Below are 20887 nucleotides of genomic sequence, written 5' to 3'. Positions count from 1 at the left end.
GCTCAGCCTCCGGTTCAAGCACTGTCGTGCGAGAGAATGATCTCCAGAAACGCGTCGCCGTAACGCTCGAGCTTCGCCTGCCCGACGCCGGATATGGCGAGCAATTCCTTGCGGTTCTGCGGCTTCTCGGTGGCAAAGGCGATCAGCGTCGTATCGGGAAAGACGACATAGGGCGGCACGCCGAGCGATTTTGCGATCGCCATGCGCTCAGCCCGCAGCGCCTCGAACAGCGTGCCGTCGGCGCCCGACAGTCCCGATTTGCGTTCGCTGCGTTCCGCCTTCTTCGTCCGCCGCTCGGAGGCCGGCCGGTCCTTGCGGAAGAACACCGGCCGCTCATGTTTGAAGACGGTGCGCGCCTCCGGCTCCAGCTTCAGCGCTCCGTAAGCCTCGTGATCGACGCGAACCAGCCCCATGGCGAGCATCTGACGGAAGACCGATTGCCAGACGCGCGCCGGAATATCCTTGCCGGCGCCGAAGACCGGCATCTCTGAGTGGCCGAAGCGCTCGGTCTTCTCGTTGACGTTGCCGACGAGCACGTCGACGACATGGCCGGCGCCGAAGCGCTCGCCGGTGCGGTAGATCGCAGCCAACGCCTTGATCGCTGCTTCCGTCCCCTCCCAGGTTTCGACCGGCTTCAGGCATGTATCGCAATTGCCGCATTGTCCGGCATGCGCCTCGCCGAAATGCGCAAGGATCGCCTGCCGGCGGCAGGAAGCGGTCTCGCAGATCGCCAGCAATGCATTGAGCTTGGCGCGCTCGACCCGCTTGATCTCCGCGCCAGCACTGCCCTCGTCGATCATCCGGCCGCGCTGGATGACGTCGGCCATGCCATAGGCCATCCACACCTCGGACGGCAGGCCGTCACGGCCTGCACGCCCGGTCTCCTGGTAGTAGGCTTCCACCGAGCCCGGCAGGTCGAGATGAGCGACATAACGCACATTCGGCTTATCGATACCCATGCCGAAGGCGACGGTGGCGACCAGGCAGAGGTTTTCTTCTTTCAGGAAGGCATCCTGATTGGCGTCGCGAACCGCCCTGTCCATGCCGGCATGGTAGGCAAGCGCGCGCACACCCTGCCCGTTCAGCCACTCGGCCGTATCCTCGACCTTGGCGCGCGACAGGCAATAGACGATGCCGCTGTTTCCCTTGTGGCCGGACAGAAACCGCAAGAGCTGTTGCCGCGGCTGGTCACGTTCGACGATCTCATAGGCGATGTTCGGCCGGTCGAAGCTGGTGGTGAATATCTGAGCAGCATCAAGCCCCAACCGCTCGATAATGTCGTCGCGCGTATGCGGATCGGCCGTCGCCGTCAGCGCCACCCTGGGCACGCCGGGATATTGTTCGCCGAGCCGGCCGAGCGCGCGATATTCCGGCCGGAAATCATGGCCCCATTGCGAAACGCAGTGCGCCTCGTCAATCGCGAACAGCGCGATCTTTTCGTTGGCGATCAGTTCGCGGAAGCCGTCGGTGAGGATGCGCTCAGGCGTCACGTAGAGAAGGTTGAGCTGACCTGCCGAAAGCGCGCGGCGGACCGCGATAAACTCCTCGCGCGACAGCGACGAGTTGAGCGCGGCCGCCCGGATGCCGAGCTGCTTCATCGCCTCCACCTGATCGCGCATCAGCGCAATCAGCGGCGAAACGACGATGCCGACACCGTCGCGGCAGAGCGCAGGAATCTGAAAGCACAGCGATTTGCCCGCCCCTGTGGGGAAGAGCACAACGGCATCGCCGCCGGCGACCACATGCTCGACCACCTGCTGCTGCTTGCCGCGGAAGGAGGAATAGCCGTAGACCTGCTTGAGGATTTCGAGCGGCGCGCGACCAGCGGAAAACAGCGCATCGGAGGCGGAAAAGCCCGGTTCGTTCCTTTCGGTCAGCGGCATCAGTGGTTCGCCGCCCCTTTAACGCGGCCGGAAAGCACGCCGAAGCCGTCAATGATCGCCTCCTGGTTCTCAAGCCGCACCCCTTCGAAATGCACTTCCTGCTGGGCTCGTATCAGCTGAACGATCGCCTCGCCGTCGCCGGCTTCGGTCGCCAGCGCAATCTCGCGTTCGAGCTCCATCTTCTGTCGGCGCAAAGCCTTCGCCCGCTTGTGGAAGGCGAGCGCCTGGCGATAACCTTCACGCGCATCCTCCATCGCCGCCTCCTCGGTCGCCGTCCAGAGCCTGGCATTGCGCACCTGCTGGTCGAGGCTCTTGATGAGAGGTCCGAAGCCTTCGAATTCCAGCCGCTCGGTCAGATATTCACGCGTCAGATGCGGGCCGGCAACGGCAGCCGCTGCCCCAAGCATGGCCGACCAGAGCCGCTGCAGCTCGCGGCTGTCGTAGTCGATCGCGGCGATCTCGTCATAATCGTCGATCATCAGGGCCGGATGATTGACGATGGTCAGCGCCAGCACGCTTTCGCGCAACGCCGTATTGTCCCGGTGGCCACGCACCGGGCCCGAGCGGGCGAGCCGGTCGGAAATGACGCTGGGGCTTTTCGGCCCTGCCTTGCCCGCATTGTCGCGGCCCGTCCGGGAATTGCCGTTGCCGTTGAAGCCGCGGCGTTCGCCATTGTTGCGGTTCTGGAACTGCGGCTGGAAGAAGGTGTTCAGCCGGTCGCGAATATCTTGCTGGTAATGGCGGCGCACATTCTCGTCGGCGATGACGGCAACCAGCTGCTTCAGCCGCGCCTCGAGTTCGGCGCGCGCCTCGGGCGTGTCGAACTTGCCGGTGTTGATCTCCCGGCTCCACAGCATCTCCGAAAGCGGCTTTGCCTGGCTCATCACCTTGTCGAAGGGTGTGCGCCCATCGTCGCGCACGAGATCGTCCGGGTCCTTGCCATCAGGCAGAAGTGCGAAGCGGACGGAACGGCCAGGCTTCAGATGCGGCAGCGCCAATTCGGCGGCGCGATTGGCGGCGCGAATGCCGGCGCCGTCACCGTCGAAGCAGAGCACCGGTTGCGGCACCATCTTCCAGAGCAACTCGAGCTGGTTTTCGGTGAGCGCCGTGCCGAGCGGCGCGACGGCATTCTCGATGCCCGCCTGATAGAGCGCGATCACGTCCATATAGCCTTCGACGGCGATGATGGTGCCGGTCGCATTGTCGTCCTGAGCATCGCTGCGGCCCGGACCCTGGATCGCGCGGCGCGCGCGGGCGAAATTGTAAAGGACATTGCCCTTGTGGAAGAGTTCCGTCTCGTTGGAGTTCAGATATTTCGCCGGCGCATCGGCCGACATGGCACGGCCGCCGAAAGCGATCACCTTTTCCCGCGACGAGAGGATCGGAAACATGATGCGGTCGCGAAAGCGATCGTAGGACACCGGCACGTTTTCATGAACGACCAGGCCGCAGGCCTCGATCTGTTCTTTGAGTACGCCCTTGCCGGCGAGAAATTCCTTCAGCGCATTGCGGCTATCGGGCGCATAGCCGAGCCGGAAGGTTTCGATGGTGCGCCCGGTCAGCCCGCGGTCGCGCAGATAGGCGCGCGCTCTCGCCCCATTCGCCGTCTGCAATTGATCCTGGAAAAATTGTGTCGCCATTTCCATGACGTCGATCAGCGAGCCGCGCTCCTTCTCGCGCTTTTCCATCACAGGATCGGCAAGCGGCATCGGAACGCCGGCCATATCGGCGATCTGCTGCACCGCCTCGGGAAAGCTCAGGCCTTCCAGCTCGGTAAGGAAGCGAAAATGGTCGCCGGTGACGCCGCAGCCGAAGCAGTGATAGCGGCCCTTCCGGTCCTCGCAGTGGAAGCTCGGCGACTTCTCGCCGTGGAACGGGCAGCAAGCCCAGTAATCGCCGCGCGACACGTTGGTCTTGCGCTTGTCCCAGCTCACGCGGCGCGCGATCACGTTCGAAATCGGAACGCGGTCGCGGATATCATCGAGAAAGGTGTTGGAAAAGCGCATTTATACCTCTTGGCCAACCTCCATATAAGCTGCTTTGCCGCTCCATGCCACGAAACTTGTCATCAAAACCCGCTATTCACAGGCAAGTGCACCCATGGCCATCAGCGCTGTTTATCCCATCAACAACGCGTTATCGCCCCCTGCGACAGGGTGCGACATTATTGTCTTTCAAGCACCGAAATTCCACCGTTGCAAATGTCTCGGCTAGAGCGTCGACCCTTAGCAGAATTGAATTAAAACGTTCTAAAACAGACACTTATCTCGCGCATCGATTGTGCAACTCTATTCCGCCGGCGCCTGCCGAGCCTTTGCTGCGGCGCCTCCAAAATCGATGTTTTCGGCAATTATTATTTTTTTGTAATTTGAACAAGCCGCCGCACCGCAATAGGTTCGATCTCAACAAAGCGATCCCCGAGCGAAGCACCATCCCTACCCCCGGCGCCGCTTCGCAAGGGTGCCTTTGCAAATACCCTCCGGCTTGGGCCTCGGCCCTGCGTTTGCCGGCGGAAGCAAAGAGCAAGAAGGCAGGAGCGCCCCCAGCTCCTGCCTTCTTAAATTTTGGCTCCCTTTGCGACAACTCTCCTTTGAAATTAACCGCTTATTGACAAAACCGTTGACAGGCAGCGCTTGCATGAAAGATGTATGCGCCGAACTCCTGGACCCCTCCAAATGGCTTTTACCGCGGAAAACCTCGCAGCCGACGATCGCTTTCTCGCTGCGATCCTGCATTGCGCCGATCAGATGCTCTCGATCTATCGCGAGAGCCCGCGCATCGCCTCGATTTTCGCCGCGCAGCAGCGCTGGCTGATGGCCCATGCCGGCTTCGCGCTTCATTACGGTTATCCCGACGACGGCAAGAGCGGCCTCTATTCCGGCCGCTTCATCGATTTCGCGGTCAGGAACGACATCGCCAGCCGCAATACAGCCGCGGCCTTCATGCAGGAAATGTTGGCCTATCGTTTCCTGCGGCCGGTTCCCGGCCCCGACAAGCGCACGCGCTATCTGGAGCCCACGGAAACCGCTGAGCAGCATTTCACCCGATGGCTCGTTGCCCATCTGATGATCCTCGACAACCTCGATGGCGGTGAACGCGCCGGCAAGGTCACCGCCGATCCCTCGGCGTTGATGGCAGCGATCCAGCCGCGGATCGCCAGGGCGATCATTGGCAGCGAGGCGGTGCGCAATCCAGGCCCCACCTTCAACCTCTTCAACTGGGCAAATACCGGCGGGCTGGTGATGGACTACCTGATCTCGCGCCTTCCGGAATTTCCTCGGACGGCCGAACGTGTCGTGCTCGGCCCTCTGTCTCTCAGGGAAATCCGCGAACAGTTCATGATCTCCAACACCCACCTGAAGCGGCTTCTGACACAGGCAGCGGCGATGGAGAGTGTCGGGTGGACAGCACCCTCCCGCAAGGGCGACTTCTGGCTGTCGCGCCGCTTCATCCTCGAATATTGGAACTATCAGGCGGCGAAATTCGCCATCATCGATGCCGCAGCCGAAGCGGTGCTGGGGCCTGCGGTCCGCGACGAACCGCAAGCAAGACGTGTCAGCTGAGCAATTCCAGGAAAAGTGTGAAGCGGTTTTCCCAGGCAAAGCGCGAAGTGCTTTTGCCGGGAATTGCGTAAAACAAAATTGGAGCGGTTCAGCTTCCATGAATGCAGGACCGCTCCAAAGACGGATCAGCTCAACAATTCCTTGACGGTCGCCGACGCCTTGGCGAAATCCATCTGGCCGGCATAACGCTCCTTCAGCGCCGCCATCACCTTGCCCATGTCCTTGGCACCCGCGGCGCCCGTCTCGGCGATAATTGCCGAGACATTGGCGCGCACCTCACCGTCCGAAAGTTGCTTCGGCATGAAATCCTGGATGACGATGATTTCGGCGCGCTCCTTGGCGGCAAGCTCCGGCCGGGAATTCTCCTCGTAGATCTTTGCCGACTCGTCGCGCTGCTTTACCATCTTGGCGAGAATCTGCAGAATCTCGTCGTCGCTCGCCTGCTCCTTGCCGGTGCCGCGATTGGCGATATCGCGGTCCTTGACCGCGGCCTGAATCAGCCGGACGGTGGAAAGCCGCTCCGCATTCTTGGCCTTCATCGCCTCTTTCAGCTGGGTGGCGAGTTGATCGCGCAGCATGGTCTTTACTCCTGTTTTGATGCCGCTTCATAAACCACGCTGATGCGGCGGATCAAATAAATTGCGCGGTCGACGCGATAAACCGCAGGAAAACGGCGGCAATCTCGGCTAGAAAGATTGACCGCAGACGAATGCATGGCTATCTACCGCCACCTGCACCAAAATTCGTGATCAGGCCTGAAGCGCGCGGCATAGCCGTGTCCACACGCCTGCGAGATCAAATGGCGACGAGCGCCGCAACGCGCGCACCGGCCGCCGGAAACGGGATGAAGATGACCGCGACAGCACCCTGGACAATCGAAAAGCCGACCGCCCTGCTCGTTCTTGCCGACGGCACGGTCATCGAAGGCAAGGGCATCGGCGCCACCGGCAAGGTGCCGGCCGAAGTGGTCTTCAATACGGCGCTGACCGGTTATGAGGAGATCCTGACCGACCCCTCCTATCTCGGCCAGATCGTCACCTTCACCTTTCCGCATATCGGCAATATCGGCACCAACGATGAAGACATCGAGGACCTGACGCCTGCCGCCCGCCACGGCGCCGTCGGCGTCATCTTCAAGGCCGACATCACCGACCCTTCGAACTATCGCGCCGCCAAGCATCTCGACCAATGGCTGAAGGCGCGCGGCGTCGTCGGCCTCTGCGGCATCGACACGCGCGCACTGACCGCCTGGATCCGCGAGAACGGCGCCCCGAACGCGGTGATCGCCCACGATCCGAACGGCGTCTTCGACATCGAGGCGTTGAAGGCCGAAGCCAAGGCCTGGAGCGGCCTCGAAGGCCTCGACCTTGCCAAGATCGCCTCGTCGGGCCAGTCCTCGCAATGGACGGAAACGCCGTGGGTCTGGAACGAAGGTTACGGCCAGCTCAGTGCAACGGACGCGAAATACCACGTTGTCTGCCTCGACTACGGCGTCAAGCGCAACATCCTGCGCCTGTTTGCCGGTCTCGACTGCAAGGTGACCGTCGTGCCGGCCGCAACGAGCGCCGAAGACGTGCTCGCCATGCAGCCGGACGGCATCTTCCTGTCGAACGGCCCGGGCGATCCGGCGGCAACCGGCGAATATGCCGTGCCTGTGATCAAGACGCTAGTTAAGACCGATATCCCGGTCTTCGGCATCTGCCTCGGCCATCAGATGCTGGGTCTTGCCCTCGGCGCCAAGACCGAGAAGATGCATCAGGGTCATCACGGCGCCAATCATCCCGTCAAGGATCATACCACCGGCAAGGTCGAGATCGTCTCGATGAACCATGGCTTCGCGGTCGACTCGAAATCACTGCCCGATGGCGTTGAAGAGACTCATATTTCGCTTTTCGACGGCACCAATTGCGGCCTGCGCGTCCTCGGCAAACAGGTCTTCTCCGTCCAGCACCATCCGGAAGCCTCTCCCGGGCCCCAGGACAGCCACTATCTCTTCCGCCGCTTCATCAACATGGTGCGCGAGAAGAAGGGCGAGCCGGCCCTCGCCGAACGCTGATTTCAATGCCGCCCCCATTTCAGATGAAGGCTCGCCTATAGGCGAGCCTTTAACATATTGACAAACCTCACTCTTCGTCATCCTCGGCCTTGTGCCGAGGATCTGCTGCCATATCGACTGGAGGCAGATGCTCGGGACAAGCCCGAGCATGACGAAAGTTGTGTTGGCGCGCTTGTCAGCAGTCTAAGGGTTCGCACCGCGAGCCTTTTTCTTTGCCCTGCATGTTGACCTCGACTTAACTTGAGGAATTACAAACTCCCCGCAGACATCTAATGCAGGAGAAAATAGATGAGCGGAGCCTACTTTCGTGTCGACAAATTCGTCGTGCCGGCCGCGGCGCGTGAGGAATTTCTCGTCAAAGTGATGATGACCCACAAGCTGCTGGAGGCCCAGGAGGGTTTCATCGACCACAGAGTGCTGGAACAGGTCGCTGGTCCCGGCGAGTTCAACTTCGTGACCATCGCCCAATGGGAAAGCGCCGAGGTCGTCGAGCGTGCGCGGGCAGCCGTCGCCGCCGCGTACGAGGCGGCGAATTTCGATCCGCAGGAACTGTTCGCGCGCCTCGGCATCCGCGCCGATATCGCCAGCTACAAGCCTGTCGCGGCGTGAGCTACGCGGCCGGCTCAGGCGCCGGCCGTCGCTCCCTCCCGGCGAAGGAGAAGGTAGAACCGCCAGCAGAGCATGACGGCCGCCGCCGCCAGCCCGACGAGGAACCCGAACCAGATACCGATGCCGCCGAAGCCGAGCGGGAAGGCAAAGGCCCAGGCAAGGAAGAAGCCAATCGGCCAATAGGCAATCAACGCCATGATCATCGGCACACGTGCGTCCTTGAGGCCGCGCAGCAATCCGTTGGCGATCACCTGCAGGCCATCGACCAACTGGAAAAGCCCGGCGACGACAATCAACGGTCCGGCATAGGCAAGCACCTGGGGCGCCTCCGGCGAGTGAACGTCGAGGAACCAGCTGCCGAGGAATTGCGGCATAGTGGCAAACAGCACCGAGCCCACCGCTGAAATGGCGCAGGCAAGGATGAGCACCATGATCGAAGCGCGTACCACCCCCCGGTAGTCACCCTGCCCGTGGGCGACGCCGACGCGCACCGTCGCCGCTTGGCTGAGGCCGAGCGGGATCATGAAGGCGATCGAGGCCCATTGCAGGGCGATGCCGTGGGCGGCGAGCTCGATGGTGCCGATATACCCCATCAACAGCGACGCCACGGTGAACAGGCTGACCTCGGCAAGGATGGTCACGCTGATCGGCAGACCAAGCCGGATGACCTCCAGCAAAGCATGCCAGTCGGGCTTCCAGAACCGCACGAAGATCTCGTAGCGCCGCGTCTCTTCCCGCCGCTGCACAAAAGCCAGGATGAAGAGGAAACCAGCTGTCTGGACGACGACCGAAACGATCGCCGCTCCCTCGAGCCCCATCGCCGGAAAGCCGAAATGGCCAAGCACGAGGGCATAGGCGAAGATCGCGTTCATCACCAGCGTGACGACGGTGACGTTGAGGATGATGCCCGCCTTGCCGATGGCGCTGACCAGCGCGCGCATGACGTTGAAGAGCAGCGCCGGCAGCAGGCCGAACTGGCCGATCATGATGTAGCCATGAGCGAGCTTGGCCACTTCGGGCTTTTGCTGTGCGAAGAGAAGGATCCGCTCCGAATTGAAGAAGGCCGGCTGCATGATGACCCAGTATGCGATCACTACCCACAGACCCATGCGCAACGCCCGGCGCACAGAGACGACGTCGCCGCGGCCATAGGCCTGCGCCACCATCGGAATGACGGCGATGGCAAAGCCCGAGCCGAAGATCAGGATCGTGAACAGGAATTGCGCCGAAAGCACCATCGCCGCCAGATGTTCGGCGCCGAGACGACCGACGATCATCACGTCGGTGGTGTTGATGCCGAGTTGGGCAAGCTGCGCGCCGATCAGCGGAATGCCGAGCGCCAGCGTTGCACGGAAATGTGCGCCCCAACGATTATCGGTTGCCGGCGCAAGCCTGCGCGCGTCGATCGGCGTGTCCATGACACCAGTCCTGTGATTGAAATATGTGTCACCGCAACTTGCGGCGAAATATCCTTCGGGCTTAGATCAAAGTCCCGCAAAGAACTACCCCAAAGCAGGCAGATGATGAAAAATTCATCATCGCATCATCATTTCTGATCGATCAACCCGCCGCTTCCAGCGCCTCGTCCGGCTCACGGACCCGGACCCGTACGAGAAACACGCCTGAAGCCAGCAGGATGAACAGGGCGGCGGTCAGATAGGGTGCGCCGGCAAAGGTGACGGGCGCCTCCGGCCGGGTGAAATAGCTGAACAATTGCGTGAAGATCAGCGGCCCGAGGATGGTGGTGATGCTGCTGAGGCTGGTTAGCGCACCCTGCAGTTCCCCCTGCGCCGAGGGCGGCACCTTGCCGGCGGCGATACTGCGCAGCGGCGGATCGGCGACGTTCTCCATGACGGTCGCGACGATGACGACATAGACCACCCAGCCTTCCCAGGCAAAAGCATAGCCGGTGAGTCCGACGGCCGAGAAACAGAGGCCGAGCAGAGCCGTCTTCCACTCGCCGAGAACCGGCACGATACGCGGCAGAACCAGCCCCATGATGAGCGCCGCGCCGATGCCGTAAATACCGAGCGACAGGCCGATCTGTCCCTCGCTCCAGCCGTAGCGATAGGTCGAGACGAACGACCAGACCGAGGGATAGACGGCATGCGCCAGGAAGAACAAGAACATCACGAGGCTGACCCAGCCGATGCCGGGATAGTGGCGCATCTGTCGCAACGCGCCGAGCGGATTGGCACGTTTCCACTCGAACCGGCGGCGGTTTTTCGCCTCCAGGGTTTCCGGCAACAGGAAGCAGGCGGCGATGAAATTGAGGAGAGACAGCGCAGCCGCGCCGAGGAACGGCACACGCGGGCCGAATTCGCCGAGCACACCGCCGATGACCGGGCCGATCGTGAAACCGACGCCGAAGGCGATGCCGATCAATCCGAAATTCTTTGCCCGGTTCTCCTCCGTGCTGATGTCGGCGATATAGGCCGAGCAGGTGGCAAAACTGCCGCCGCTGATGCCGGCAAGCACGCGGCCGACGAACAGCATCCAGAAGCTGGTGGCGATGCCGCAGATGAAATTGTCGATCGCAAAAGTCAGCACCGAAAGCAACAGGATCGGCCGGCGGCCGAACCGGTCGGAGAGATTTCCGAGCAGTGGCGCGAACAGGAATTGCATGCCGGCATAGACGAGCATCAGCCAGCCCCCGTCGATCGCCGCATCGCTGACGCCGCCGCCGGTCAGTTGCTCCAGATAGGCGGGCAGCACCGGCATGATGATGGCAATGCCGATAATGTCGAGGAAAAGGATGATGAAGACCAGAAAAAGGCCGCGGCGAACGAATTTAGGATCAAGCATGAGGCATCTCTACGGCGGTTGGTCCTGAAAAGACGATCTCGTCGCCGAGAAAGTGACATAGCTCAGAACATAAACCGAAACAATCCGTGAACATTTCAAAGTTTTTGATAGTGCTGAACGGGCAATTTATAATTTGCCTCAACCGCAGAGCGCGGCAACGTGATCATTGCCTCCCTTGCAATCGCGATAACGGCATCCAGATCATTCTAAAAAAGATCGTTCATTGTGCATTCCGCCGCACGGCCCGTTCGACGCCATCCGGATTATCGCGCAGGAGCGAAGGCTGTAAAACAGCACCCGACAGCACTGCTCGGCGCTGATGAGGAGAAGACAATGCAGACCTATCGTCTGGGAAAGACCGGACCCGAAGTCTCGGCCATCGGCCTCGGCTGCATGGGCATGTCGGGCATGTACGGCCCCTCCGACAGAGCAGAAAGCATCGCGACGATCCATGCCGCGCTCGATGCCGGCATCAACCTGCTCGACACCGGCGATTTCTACGGCATGGGCCATAACGAGATGCTGATCGGCGAAGCACTGAAGGGCCGCAGGCGCGAGGATGCCGTCATCAGTGTCAAGTTCGGGGCCTTGCGCGATCCTGCAGGCGGCTGGAACGGCGTCGACGCCCGGCCGGTCGCGGTGAAGAACTTCCTCACTTATACACTGCAGCGCCTCGGCGTCGACTATATCGACATCTACCGCCCGGCCCGGCTCGATCCGAACGTGCCGATCGAGGACACGGTCGGCGCCATCGCCGATATGGTTAAAGCGGGTTATGTCAGGCACATCGGCCTGTCGGAAGTCGGCGCCGACACCATCCGCTGCGCCGCCACCGTTGCCCCGATCGTCGACCTGCAGATCGAATATTCGCTGATCTCGCGCGGCATTGAAGAGAAGATCCTGCCGACGACACGCGAACTCGGCATCTCGATCACCGCCTATGGCGTACTCTCGCGCGGCCTGATCAGCGGCCACTGGCAAAAGGGCCAGGGTGCGACGGCCGGCGATTTCCGTGCCTACAGCCCACGCTTCCAGGAAGGCAATATCGAGCAGAACCTCGCTTTGGTGGAAAAGCTGCGTGAGATTGCGGAGGTAAAAAGCGTCTCGGTCGCCCAGATCGCCATCGCCTGGGTCGCCGCCAAGGGCAAGGATATCGTCCCGCTCATCGGCGCCCGCCGCCGCGACCGGCTGACCGAGGCTCTCGGCTCGCGCGCGGTCGACCTATCGAAAGAAGATTTCGTCGCCATCGAACGCGCCGTGCCGAAGGATGCGGCTGCCGGTAGGCGCTATCCCGAGCATATGCTGCAGCATATGGACAGTGAGAGGTGAGCGGGTGGAAGGGCAATCACCACTCTTCCAACACAGCGTTATTCCCTCACCCTCAAACCGGCCCTGAGAACGTGTCGCAAGCCGACAGCTGGCCGCTGTCGAAGCCGCGCTTGAACCATCTGACGCGCTGTTGTGATGTGCCGTGGTTGAAACTCTCAGGCACGACATAACCCTGCGACCGTTTCTGCAGGGTATCGTCGCCGATCTGCTGAGCGGCGTTCAGCGCTTCCTCCAGATCGCCTGACTCCAGCAGGCCTTTCTGCTGGGTATATTTGCCCCAGATGCCGGCGAAGCAATCGGCCTGCAGCTCGACGCGCACCGACATCTTGTTGGCCTCCTCCTCGCTCATGCGCTGGCGGGCCTGGTTGAACTTCGGCAGGATGCCGAGCAGGTTCTGCACGTGATGGCCGACCTCGTGAGCGACGACATAGGCCTCGGCGAAATCGCCCGACGCGCCGAACCGGTCGGAGAGCTCCTGGAAGAAATCCGTGTCGAGATAGAGCTTATGGTCACCGGGGCAGTAGAACGGCCCGGTTGCAGCCGATGCTGAGCCGCAGGCCGATGCCGTCGAGCCCGAAAACAGCACGAGACGCGGCTCCTCGTACGTCTGGCCTTGCGCCTGGAAGATGCCCGTCCAGGTATCCTCGGTTTCGGCAAGCACGGTACGCATGAAGGCGGTCATCTCATCATTGGCAGGCGTGCGTGCTCCTCCAGACTGGCTCTGCTCGTAGCCGGGGCCGCTCGTCGTGCCGCCGTTATCAAGCACCTGCATCAGATCGATGCCCATTGCCTTGAAGATAAAATAGATGACGACGAGGAAGATGATCGTGCCGATGCTCAGGCCACCGCCGGCACGGCGAACGCCGCCGCCGGAGGGAAAATTGAAGCCACCGCCGCGGCCAAAACCGCCGCTGCTCGGGTCGCCGCGGCGATCTTCGATATTGTCGGACTGACGCCGGCCTCTCCATTCCATCTTCGTTCTCCCCGGCAATGCCGTGCTTGCACCTTAAGGAATCTATATATCCGTCGACGGCCGGAATTCCAGCGGCTTCATCGGGCAATCAGACCATGCCTGGGGCAAGATCGTGGACCGCTGCAGCGCTTCCACCCAAGGGCATTGCACCGAGGTAGTGACCAGCCGCGGGCGAGAACCGAAACGCTCTGAAGCAAGCCGCCGCGACGACGCGGGCGCCGATCTCTCTGCTTCTGGCCGGATCAGGGTCGTGCCGCTGCATCCAAGCGGATCGGGCTTCACGAAGCCGCGGTCGACCTCGCCCGTCCGGCGCGTCATGGCGAAATCTGGGTGCTCGTCCTGCCTGAGGGGAAACAGCCTGCCGCGCGGCGTTGGATTCCTGTCGATTCCGCGATTTATGGGGTTCCGTTTGCAAGTACATTTGCCTATAAGCCGCTTCTAGCCTGAAAAGACCCTCAATGCGCGACCCGACCCGGTGATCTCCCACCCTGGCCGGCTTTTTGCGCAGCCAGACAATGGATATCGCCCATGCCGAAGCGCCAAGACATCAAATCGATCCTCATCATCGGCGCGGGACCGATCGTTATTGGCCAGGCTTGCGAGTTCGACTATTCCGGCACCCAGGCCTGCAAGGCGCTGAAGGAGGAGGGCTACCGCGTCATCCTCGTCAATTCCAACCCGGCGACGATCATGACCGATCCGGGCCTTGCCGACGCCACCTATGTCGAGCCGATCACCCCAGAGGTCGTCGCCAAGATTATCGCCAAGGAGCGCCCGGATGCGCTGCTGCCGACCATGGGCGGCCAGACGGCGCTGAACACCGCGCTTTCATTGAAGCGCATGGGCGTGCTCGACCGTTACAATGTCGAAATGATCGGCGCCAAGCCCGCCGCCATCGACATGGCCGAGGACCGCGCGCTGTTTCGCGAAGCGATGGCCCGGATCGGGCTGGAAACGCCGCGCTCGATGCTGGCGAACGCCACCGACATCAAGGACCTCGACCGCAAGACGCACGAGGCCGAGCGCAACAAGCTGCGCGACAGCCTCTCCGGATCCGACCTCGACAAGGCACTGGACGAGCTGGAAAACCAGTGGAACCTCGGCGAGAGCGATCGTAAGCAGCGATACATCAGCCACGCCATGGCGATCGCCGCCCAGGCGATCGACCATGTCGGCCTGCCCGCCATCATCCGCCCCTCCTTCACCATGGGCGGCACCGGCGGCGGCATCGCCTATAACCGGTCGGAATTCTTCGAGATCGTCGGCGGTGGCCTCGACGCCTCGCCGACCACCGAAGTGCTGGTCGAGGAATCGGTGCTCGGATGGAAGGAATATGAAATGGAGGTCGTCCGCGACAAGGCGGACAACTGCATCATCATCTGCTCCATCGAAAACATCGACCCGATGGGCGTCCATACCGGCGATTCGATCACCGTCGCGCCGGCGCTGACGCTGACCGACAAGGAATACCAGATCATGCGCAACGCCTCGATCGCGGTGCTGCGCGAGATCGGCGTTGAGACCGGCGGCTCGAACGTCCAGTTCGCCGTCAATCCGAAAGACGGCCGCCTCGTCGTCATCGAGATGAACCCGCGCGTCTCGCGTTCGTCGGCGCTGGCATCCAAGGCCACCGGCTTCCCGATCGCCAAGATCGCCGCCAAGCTCGCCATCGGTTATACGCTCGACGAATTGGACAACGATATCACCGGCGGCGCAACGCCCGCCTCGTTCGAACCGTCGATCGACTACGTCGTCACCAAGATCCCGCGTTTCGCCTTCGAGAAATTCCCCGGCGCCTCGCCGGTGCTGACGACCGCGATGAAGTCGGTCGGCGAAGTCATGGCGATCGGCCGCACCTTCGCCGAATCTCTGCAGAAGGCGCTGCGCGGCCTCGAAACCGGCCTGACCGGCCTCGACGAAATCGAGATCCCCGACTCCGAGGAAGGCGAATCCAGCCACAACGCCATCCGCGCCGCCATCGGCACGCCGACACCGGATCGCCTGCGCATGGTCGCCCAGGCATTGCGCATGGGTCTCAGCATCGAAGAGGTGCATGAAGGCTGCAAGATCGATCCCTGGTTCATCGCCGAGCTTAAGAACATCATCGACACGGAAGCCCGTATCCGCGAGCATGGCCTGCCCGAAGATGCCGATAACCTCCGCATGCTGAAGGCGATGGGCTTTTCCGACGCCCGTCTGGCGACGCTGACCGGCAAGCGCCCCAAGCAGGTCGCCGAATTTCGCAACAGCCTGAACGTCCGCCCTGTGTTCAAGCGCATCGATACCTGTGCGGCCGAATTCGCCTCGCCGACTGCCTACATGTATTCGACCTATGAGACGCCCTTCGTCGGCGCCGCCCGCTCCGAGGCGGACGTGTCCGACCGCAAGAAGGTCGTCATCCTCGGCGGCGGCCCGAACCGCATCGGCCAGGGCATCGAGTTCGACTATTGCTGCTGCCATGCCGCCTTCGCGCTGAAGGATGCGGGTTATGAAGCGATCATGATCAACTGCAACCCTGAAACCGTCTCGACCGACTACGACACCTCGGACCGCCTCTATTTCGAGCCGCTGACGGCCGAGGACGTGATCGAGATCCTGCGCGCCGAGCAGGAAAAGGGCGAAGTCGTCGGCGTCATCGTCCAGTTCGGCGGCCAGACACCGCTGAAGCTTGCCGAAGCGCTTGAGAAGAACGGCATCCCGATCCTCGGCACTGCGCCTGATATGATCGACCTCGCCGAGGACCGCGACCGCTTCCAGAAGCTGCTGATGAAGCTCGATCTCAACCAGCCGAACAACGGTATCGCCTATTCGGTCGAGCAGGCCCGCATGGTCGCTACCGAAATCGGCTTCCCGCTGGTCGTGCGCCCCTCCTACGTGCTCGGCGGCCGCGCCATGCAGATCCTGCATTCGGAAGGCCAGCTGCAGAGCTACCTGCTCGACACGGTTCCCGAACTGGTGCCGGAGGACATCAAGCAGCGCTATCCCAACGACAAGACGGGCCAGATCAACACCCTGCTCGGCAAGAACCCGCTGCTCTTCGACAGCTATCTCTCTCATGCCATCGAAGTCGATGTCGACTGCCTGTCCGACGGCACCGACGTCTATGTCGCCGGCATCATGGAGCATATCGAGGAAGCCGGCATTCATTCCGGCGACAGCGCCTGCTCGCTGCCACCGCGCACGCTCTCCCCCGAAATGCTAGACGAGTTGGAACGCCAGGCGAAGGCGATGGCCAAGGCGCTCAACGTCGGCGGCCTGATGAACGTCCAGTTCGCCATCAAGGACGGCACCGTCTACGTTCTCGAAGTCAATCCGCGCGCCTCGCGCACCGTGCCCTTCGTCGCCAAGACCATCGGCGCGCCGATCGCCAAGATCGCCGCCCGCGTCATGGCTGGCGAGAAACTCGATGCAGCCTTTGCCGCCTATGGCGAAAAGCCCGATCCACGCAAGCTGAAGCACATCGCCGTCAAGGAAGCCGTCTTCCCCTTCGCCCGTTTCCCCGGTGTCGACACGCTACTCGGCCCGGAAATGCGCTCGACCGGCGAAGTCATCGGCCTCGACACCGATTTCGCTCTCGCCTTTGCCAAGTCGCAGCTCGGCGCCAGCGTCGAGCTGCCGCGTGACGGGACGGTCTTCGTCTCCGTGCGCGACGCGGACAAGCTGCGCGTACTCCCGGCGATCCGCATCCTCGTCGAACAGGGCTTCAAGGTGCTGGCGACCGGCGGCACGGCCCGCTTCCTCGGCGAAAACGGCATCACCGCCACCAAGATCAACAAGGTGCTGGAAGGCCGCCCGCACATCGAGGACGCTATCCGCAACCGTCAGGTCCAGCTCGTCATCAACACCACCGACGGCAACAAGGCGATCTCCGACTCCAAGTCGCTGCGCCGCGCGACGCTGATGCAGAAGGTGCCTTATTACACGACGATGGCAGGTGCTGAGGCCGCCGCCCAGGCGATCAAGGCGCTGAAGGCCGGCAATCTCGAAGTGCGGCCGCTGCAGAGCTACTTCGCCTGAGATTAATGCATGTCGCCCGGAAGTGTGCAGCGGTTCCGGGACAACGACATGCATAAAACAAAGGGCTAAAGCGCGTCGCATGAATCAAATTTGATGCGTCGCGCTTTAGAGCAATTCCAGCAAAAGAGTGCCGCGGTTTTGCGTCCGGAATTGCCTAAGAACAAAGAGACAGCGCCATCGCTCGATGAGCGGTGGCGGCAGCTCAAGCGGAATCAATTTATTCGGCGGCTGTCATAAGCCGCTGAATTTTCATCATGTCCTCGCGAAATCGCGCGAGCTCCTCCGCCTTCAGCCGCTCGTCGGGGATACGCAGCAGATAGGATGGATGCACCGTCACGAAGAGCGTGCGTCCTCCATCGATCGCCATTGCTTTCCCCCTGACATCTTGCAGGCGCTGTTTGACATCGGTCAGCGCCGCGAGCGCCGTTGCCCCCATGGCAACGATGAGCTTCGGCTCGACCAGCCCCATCTCCAGATTGAGCCACCAGCGGCAGTGCTTTACCTCGCCCATATTAGGCTTCTGGTGGATACGGCGTTTGCCGCGCGGCTCATATTTGAAATGCTTGACGGCATTGGTAACGTAAAGCGTCGAGCGGTCGATGCCCGCCTCGGCGATCACCTGGTCGAGGAGCCGGCCGGCCGGACCGACGAAGGGGCGTCCTGCTATATCCTCCTGGTCGCCCGGCTGCTCGCCGACGAACATCACCTCTGCATCGCGCGGTCCCTCCCCGAAGACGGTCTGCGTCGCCTTGGCATGAAGCGGGCAGCGGGTGCAGACGTCAGCTTCCGCGCGCAACGCTTCCAGCGTGCCGGCCGGCGCCTCGGGTTCGGCAGGGATATTGCGCGCCGCGTCCTGCAGGCGGTCGTGAAAGGGCAGCGATTGCGTCGCCTCGCGCGCGGCCATGGCCCGCACCTTGCTCTCCGCCGATGCGATCAGCCCGGGGATGAGGTCGGCCTCCGGCAGGTTCTTCCAATATTTTTTTGGCATTTCCGCTTGCATCGCCTTCAGCTTCAATCGCGCCGGGTTGAAGATGCTGGCATAGTAGGTGCGCCAGAGTTCATCGGTGGCATCGGTGAGATTGGGCTTCTCGCATGGCGCGTCGCTCATCGTCAGCCGCTCGCCGTCCCAGGCGGCCGACCCCTTAGGCGTGACGATCAGCCAATCCATGTCAGTGAAACGGCGCTGGAAGAAGGGCGCCGTGCGCCGGACGATATGGTGGTCCGGCTCAAACCAGGCGAGGAATTTTCGACGATCTGCCGTTGCGGCACCAACCTCCTTGAAGCGGACGAAAGCGGTCATCTTGTGCGCGTCACGCCGAACGTTTTTCGCCATCAGCCGGGCCCGCACGACGTCCTCGTCGGAGGCCACTTCCAGCAATTGCCGGTCCAGTTGCAGTCGCCAGAGCAGTCGGTAAAGCAACGAGAACCGTGCCGGATCGGAATTGCAGAGAACCGTTTCCGCCAGCTCGATGAAGGCTGGCGGCACCGTCATCGGCTTGCGTGTTATCGCAGGCGTCGGCGGCATGGCGTCGCGTTGAAATGCAAGATCCGGCTCCGCGGCTTTTTCGCGCCAATCGATTTCATCAGGCAATATGCCGGCGGCGGCAAAAGCGCGCGCGGCATCGCGCCATTCGGCAAGCTCGCCCCGTCCTGCAAGCACGACCCGGCGCATCACAGCAACGACAATTGTTCGGGTTTCGGCTCGAACATGGCGCGAAGGTCCGGCCGGTCGATCAGCCGGCGCGGCGACCAGCCTTCCGCCGAGATGAAAGATCGGACCTTCTTGATCGACACGCCGAGCCGCGAGAGATCGTCGAGCCGCAGGCGACGAAACCGGCGTGCCGAAACGATCGCTTTGACGGTCTTGGTCCCCAGACCCGGCACACGCAGCAACCGCTCGCGCTCGGCCCTGTTGATATCAACAGGAAAATCGGCGCGGTTGGCGAGCGCCCAGGCAAGTTTGGGGTCGAGGTTCAGATCGAGCATGCCGCCTGCCTGGTTGGCGGTGACCTCATCGATGCCGAAACCATAGAATCGATAGAGCCAGTCGGCCTGATAGAGCCGGTGTTCGCGCATCAGCGGCGGTTTGATCAGCGGCAGGTTTTTGGACGAATCCGGGATCGGGCTGAAGGCGGAATAATAGACACGCTTCAGGCCGTAGCTGCTGTAAAGCCTGCCGCTGGTCGCCAGGATCGTCGCATCGTTCGCTCCGTCGGCGCCAACGATCATCTGCGTGCTCTGGCCGGCCGGCACGAAACGCTGACGCTTCTTTGTCTGCAGCGTCGGTTCGCCGGCGGCTTCGATCTTCAGCCTGAGATCGCCCATTGATCGGCGGATATTGGCGGGTTTCTTTTCCGGCGCAAAGCGGCTGATGCCGTTATCCGTCGGCAACTCGATATTGAGCGACAGCCGGTCGGCATAGAGTCCCGCCTCCTCGATAAGACGCGGCGATGCTTCGGGGATTGATTTCAAATGGATATAGCCGCTAAAATTATGCGTCACACGCAGTTCGCGGACGATGCGGACCATCTCTTCCATCGTGTAGTCGGACGAACGAATAATGCCCGAGGAAAGAAACAAGCCTTCGATATAGTTGCGGCGGTAGAATTCCAGCGTCAGCCAGATGACCTCCTCGGGCGTGAAGCGCGCCCGTTCGACATTGCTCGACGAACGATTGACGCAATAGGCGCAGTCGTAGACGCAGAAATTGGTCAGCAATATTTTGAGAAGCGAAATGCATCGCCCATCCGGGGCATAGGCATGGCAGATGCCGGACCCCTCGGTCGAGCCGAGCCCGCCGCTTGCCGCCGAATCGCGTTTCACCGTGCCGCTGGACGCGCAGGAAGCATCATATTTCGCTGCGTCGGAAAGGATGGCCAAGCGTTCTGTTAGCGACTTCTTCATTAGAATGTTCACTATATGTTCCTTGGAACAAAGTCAACCGCGGTGGTCCGATCTTTTGCCGGTTTTTGCGACGGACGACCCGCTGTCGCGGCGGCTCGCATTTCGTTTATCCGAATTTTCTGGAAATCGGCCTTGGCGATCTGCTATAAGCACTTAACTAGGATTGTGGCACGGTTCCGAAGCTCCCCTTCGGGACCTGTTTTCTTTTGTGTTTGCGCCTAACTGCGTGGATACAAGGAGTGAAGGACAGAAAAATGGTTGAAAAGGTACCAATGACACCGGGTGGCTTCGTCAAGCTGCAGGAAGAACTGCGCTGGCGTCAGCAGGAGGAGCGCCCTCGAATCATCGAGGCGATCGCCGAAGCCCGTGCCCATGGCGACCTTTCCGAAAACGCCGAATATCACGCCGCCAAGGAAGCCCAGAGCCACAATGAAGGCCGCATCAGCGAACTGGAAGACCTGACGGCGCGCGCCGAGGTCATCGACCTGACGAAGATGTCGGGCGACAAGATCAAGTTCGGCGCCAAGGTGAAGCTCGTCGACGAGGACACCGAGGAAGAAAAGACCTACCAGATCGTCGGTGACCAGGAAGCCGACGTCAAGGCCGGCCGCATCTCCATCTCCTCCCCGATCGCCCGTGCGCTGATCGGCAAGGAGGTCGGCGATTCCATCGAGGTCAATGCGCCCGGCGGCGCCAAGGCCTACGAAATCCTCCAGGTTTCCTGGGGCTGATTGGCCGCCAGATACGA

14 protein-coding genes are annotated in these 20887 nt (G+C 61.7%); 6 read left to right on the top strand and 8 right to left on the bottom strand.

What is annotated here, in order from left to right:
* Positions 1-14: 14 nt before the first annotated feature.
* On the bottom strand, positions 15-1883 hold the full coding sequence (recQ, locus tag HJB82_RS05785; protein ID WP_221139692.1) for a DNA helicase RecQ: 1869 nt from the start codon (positions 1881-1883) through the stop codon (positions 15-17).
* Positions 1883-3889 (bottom strand): DNA primase, encoded by a 2007-nt coding sequence (dnaG, locus tag HJB82_RS05780; protein WP_221139691.1) that lies wholly within the window; start codon positions 3887-3889, stop codon positions 1883-1885. Before dnaG ends, recQ begins: the two co-directional genes overlap by 1 nt.
* 669 nt (positions 3890-4558) lie before the next feature.
* Between dnaG and HJB82_RS05775 the strand changes: the two genes are divergently transcribed.
* Positions 4559-5446, top strand: coding sequence for a hypothetical protein (locus HJB82_RS05775; RefSeq protein ID WP_207581230.1), 888 nt, complete (start codon positions 4559-4561; stop codon positions 5444-5446).
* A gap of 125 nt (positions 5447-5571) precedes the next feature.
* On the opposite strand, the gene HJB82_RS05770 is transcribed toward HJB82_RS05775, so the two are convergent.
* Positions 5572-6024 carry a GatB/YqeY domain-containing protein gene (locus HJB82_RS05770; RefSeq protein WP_207581231.1) on the bottom strand — a complete coding sequence of 151 codons (453 nt, stop codon included), beginning with the start codon at positions 6022-6024 and terminating at the stop codon, positions 5572-5574.
* 272 nt (positions 6025-6296) lie between these two features.
* Here HJB82_RS05770 and carA point away from each other — a divergent pair, with 272 nt between their 5' ends.
* Together carA and HJB82_RS05760 are read left to right on the top strand one after the other, a co-directional pair.
* Positions 6297-7502 carry a glutamine-hydrolyzing carbamoyl-phosphate synthase small subunit gene (gene carA / locus HJB82_RS05765; protein WP_207584346.1) on the top strand — a complete coding sequence of 402 codons (1206 nt, stop codon included), beginning with the start codon at positions 6297-6299 and terminating at the stop codon, positions 7500-7502.
* A 288-nt stretch (positions 7503-7790) separates the two neighbouring features.
* Positions 7791-8111 (top strand): antibiotic biosynthesis monooxygenase, encoded by a 321-nt coding sequence (locus HJB82_RS05760; RefSeq protein WP_207581232.1) that lies wholly within the window; start codon positions 7791-7793, stop codon positions 8109-8111.
* A gap of 14 nt (positions 8112-8125) precedes the next feature.
* On the opposite strand, the gene HJB82_RS05755 is transcribed toward HJB82_RS05760, so the two are convergent.
* Together HJB82_RS05755 and HJB82_RS05750 are read right to left on the bottom strand one after the other, a co-directional pair.
* Complete coding sequence (locus HJB82_RS05755) at positions 8126-9529, bottom strand: MATE family efflux transporter (RefSeq protein ID WP_221115839.1); 1404 nt, start codon at positions 9527-9529, stop codon at positions 8126-8128.
* Positions 9530-9671: 142 nt separating this feature from the next.
* Positions 9672-10916 carry a TCR/Tet family MFS transporter gene (locus HJB82_RS05750; protein ID WP_221139690.1) on the bottom strand — a complete coding sequence of 415 codons (1245 nt, stop codon included), beginning with the start codon at positions 10914-10916 and terminating at the stop codon, positions 9672-9674.
* Positions 10917-11249: 333 nt separating this feature from the next.
* On the opposite strand from HJB82_RS05750, the gene HJB82_RS05745 reads away from it, so the two are divergent.
* Complete coding sequence (locus tag HJB82_RS05745) at positions 11250-12245, top strand: aldo/keto reductase (RefSeq protein ID WP_207581235.1); 996 nt, start codon at positions 11250-11252, stop codon at positions 12243-12245.
* Positions 12246-12297: 52 nt separating this feature from the next.
* On the opposite strand, the gene HJB82_RS05740 is transcribed toward HJB82_RS05745, so the two are convergent.
* Complete coding sequence (locus HJB82_RS05740; protein WP_207581236.1) at positions 12298-13218, bottom strand: neutral zinc metallopeptidase; 921 nt, start codon at positions 13216-13218, stop codon at positions 12298-12300.
* Between the two features lie 528 nt (positions 13219-13746).
* Here HJB82_RS05740 and carB point away from each other — a divergent pair.
* Positions 13747-17235, top strand: coding sequence for a carbamoyl-phosphate synthase large subunit (carB, locus tag HJB82_RS05735; RefSeq protein ID WP_207581237.1), 3489 nt, complete (start codon positions 13747-13749; stop codon positions 17233-17235).
* A 217-nt stretch (positions 17236-17452) separates the two neighbouring features.
* Here carB and HJB82_RS05730 read toward each other — a convergent pair whose 3' ends face one another.
* Together HJB82_RS05730 and HJB82_RS05725 are read right to left on the bottom strand one after the other, a co-directional pair.
* Positions 17453-18907, bottom strand: a complete 1455-nt coding sequence (locus tag HJB82_RS05730; RefSeq protein ID WP_207581238.1) for a UdgX family uracil-DNA binding protein — start codon at positions 18905-18907, stop codon at positions 17453-17455.
* Complete coding sequence (locus HJB82_RS05725; RefSeq protein WP_221139774.1) at positions 18907-20139, bottom strand: putative DNA modification/repair radical SAM protein; 1233 nt, start codon at positions 20137-20139, stop codon at positions 18907-18909. Before HJB82_RS05725 ends, HJB82_RS05730 begins: the two co-directional genes overlap by 1 nt.
* Before the next feature lie 254 nt (positions 20140-20393).
* Between HJB82_RS05725 and greA the strand changes: the two genes are divergently transcribed.
* Positions 20394-20870: a transcription elongation factor GreA gene (gene greA, locus HJB82_RS05720; RefSeq protein ID WP_164013475.1), complete on the top strand. Its 477-nt coding sequence runs from the start codon at positions 20394-20396 to the stop codon at positions 20868-20870.
* The last annotated feature ends 17 nt before the right edge of the window (positions 20871-20887 follow it).

It is taken from the genome of Rhizobium sp. NZLR10 (assembly GCF_019685125.1).
Taxonomy (GTDB): Bacteria; Pseudomonadota; Alphaproteobacteria; order Rhizobiales; family Rhizobiaceae; genus Rhizobium.
This window is presented reverse-complemented; position numbering and strand designations above follow the sequence as displayed.